The sequence below is a fragment of the Kitasatospora sp. NPDC034533 genome, assembly GCF_055575155.1.
Genome location: NZ_JBVITE010000173.1, coordinates 1 through 1289, shown reverse-complemented (window position 1 = coordinate 1289; position 1289 = coordinate 1). Strand labels below are relative to the sequence as shown.

The following is a 1289-nucleotide window of genomic DNA, read 5'->3' as shown; positions in this document are numbered from 1 at the left end:
ATCCAACTCGCGGAACGACACCTCCACACCACCGGCAACCACCGCCACCGCACCCGGCGTCCGCGCCACCTGCGCCTCGAACAACCCCAACACCGTCGACCCCGACACCTCAACAGCGGTGTCGTTCCACTCCACCAGCACCCGACGCCGCTCATCCACGGTCAACACATCCACCGCACCCACACGCACGTCCGGATCAGCGGACACCGCCTCCAACACCCGCACCCAACGACCGACCAACCGCTCCACCGACACCGCATCGAACAGATCGGCCGCGCCCTTGAACTTGCCGCGCAGACCCGCGGGCCGCCCGTCGGCGTCCATGCGCTCGCCGACCAGCACGTCCAGGTCGAACTTGGCCCCGGAGGTGTCGACGGTCATCTGGTCGAACTTCACGCCGGGGAGGCTGAGCCCGCTCTGCCCGCCGTCGACCGAGGCCGGCGCGGGGTTCACCGTGAGCATCACCTGGTAGAGCGGGTGTCGCGACAGCGACCTGGAGGGCGACAGCTCCTCGACCAGCCGCTCGAACGGCACGTCCTGGTGGGCGAACGCTCCGAGCCCGCCCTCGCGCACCTTCACCAGCACATCGGCGAAGGTCGGGTCGCCGGACAGGTCCGTGCGAGTGACCAGCGCGTTGACGAAGAAGCCGACCAGGCCGTCCAGCGCCTCGTCCGTCCGGCCGGCCACCGCCGCGCCGATCGGGATGTCCGTACCAGCACCCAGGCGGGACAGCAGCACCGCCAGCGCGGCCTGCAGCACCATGAACAGCGTGACGCCCTCGGCACGCGCCAACTCCATCAGCTTGCCGTGCAGTTCGGCGGGAATTCCGAACTCCGCGACGTGGCCCTGGTAACTCGCCACGGCCGGACGGGGACGGTCGAACGGCAGCTCCAACTCCTCCGGAGCACCGGCCAACGCCCCACGCCAATACGCCACCTGACGCGACAGCAGGCTCTCCGGGTCTTCCGTCGACCCCAGCAACTCGCGCTGCCACAAGCCGTAGTCCGCGTACTGCACCGGCAGCGGCACCCACTCCGGCGCCCGCCCCTTCAGCCGCGCCGCGTACGCGGTCGTGATGTCCCGCGCCAGCGGGCCCATCGACAGACCGTCGGCCGCGATGTGGTGGAGGACCAGTACCAGCGCGTGCTCATCGGAGCCGGCCGAGAACAGCGTGGCCCGGAACGGGAGGTCCGCCGACAGGTCGAAGACATACCCGGTCGCCTCGGCCACCGCGTCCTGCAGCTGCTCCGGGGCGACCTCGACCAGCCGCAGCTCCCAGTCGAGCTCGT

Annotated in this window: 1 protein-coding gene; it reads right to left on the bottom strand. The window is 70.4% G+C overall.

The features are described from left to right. A partial coding sequence (locus ACZ55U_RS39080; RefSeq protein ID WP_465534410.1) for a condensation domain-containing protein occupies positions 1-1242 on the bottom strand: 1242 nt, incomplete at its 3' end. Positions 1243-1289: the final 47 nt, after the last annotated feature.